Origin of the sequence: Candidatus Hakubella thermalkaliphila, assembly GCF_013281975.1 — a bacterium.
Lineage (GTDB): Bacteria > Actinomycetota > Humimicrobiia > Hakubellales > Hakubellaceae > Hakubella > Hakubella thermalkaliphila.
Window position 1 is genome coordinate 1 of sequence record NZ_BLRZ01000331.1, and the last position, 941, is coordinate 941.

The following is a 941-nucleotide window of genomic DNA, read 5'->3' on the forward strand; positions in this document are numbered from 1 at the left end:
TGAGGGCATGCTAAAATACAAGGGTTATCGACCCTATACTATGGACATATGTTAACCATGAAGAGATGGGCTATTGCACTTCTGCTAGTGGCTCTGGCCATTGCTTTTGCAACTTTTATCTTTTACCACGCCATCTCTACTTCATTGAGACCCGACCCTCCGCCACGGAGACTCAGCCGGAAGCCTCCCCGTCACCCCCAGTTGTTGAAGTAGGCCAGGAGGAAATCGAGCTGACTGAGGTCACCTCTTCCTGGAATGAGACCACCTACTACATTTTCGGGAAGGCCCGCCACCAGAGCGGAGTAAGAGCTGCCCTGGGTCTCAGTCCCTGGATAATCTTCTTGACATCCTCTACGTTCAGATGGTCGATTTTGTGTTCCCCTGGCTGGTAACGGACCACTATCCGTGCTCCAGCAGTACCCAGAAATTTGATCCGGTCCACTCATCACCCCTTGTATTCTGAAAAGCCTTCCTTCCCTTTATCGATGAGAAATTCTCTTCTTCGGAAATTCCTTGCCCCTGAAATTCCATATCATGATATCATAAAAGCCAGGAAAAACTGGGCCAGATCGAACCAGAAAGGCTAGAGAATCGGCTGTGGTAGAAGAATGAATATCATCGAGGTTAACGGCCTGACCAAGAAGTTCAAGGATATCCTGGCCGTAGATGAGGTCGTTTTCTCTGTGCTTAAGGGGGAGATCTTCGGTTTCCTGGGCCCTAACGGAGCCGGCAAGACCACCCCTATCAATATGCTCTCCCTTGAAAATAACCCCATTTTCATGCGACGTGGTGCGCCGCGGCGCATGGGCGATTCCTTCCTTTTCCTGGTACCCCTTCCCAGAATCACCGGAACACATAAGCCTTAAAATATGGCTCTTCTCCCAAATTTGTTATTCTCTGCCTTTGATCAGGCTCTCCACTACGCTTGGGTCAGCAAGTGT

Annotated in this window: 2 protein-coding genes; one reads left to right on the forward strand and one right to left on the reverse strand. The window is 49.7% G+C overall.

Annotated features, from left to right (window positions below; genetic code table 11):
* Positions 1 to 268 precede the first annotated feature (268 nt).
* Positions 269 to 442, reverse strand: a complete 174-nt coding sequence (locus HW443_RS11940) for a hypothetical protein (protein WP_176237318.1) — start codon at positions 440 to 442, stop codon at positions 269 to 271.
* Between the two features lie 166 nt (positions 443 to 608).
* Between HW443_RS11940 and HW443_RS11945 the strand changes: the two genes are divergently transcribed.
* On the forward strand, positions 609 to 866 hold the full coding sequence (locus HW443_RS11945; protein WP_176237319.1) for an ATP-binding cassette domain-containing protein: 258 nt from the start codon (positions 609 to 611) through the stop codon (positions 864 to 866).
* The last annotated feature ends 75 nt before the right edge of the window (positions 867 to 941 follow it).

What these genes read in the sequence shown, in the direction of transcription:
- HW443_RS11945 (WP_176237319.1), top strand. Translation starts at nt 609, where the DNA reads ATGAATATCATCGAGGTTAACGGCCTGACCAAGAAGTTCAAGGATATC.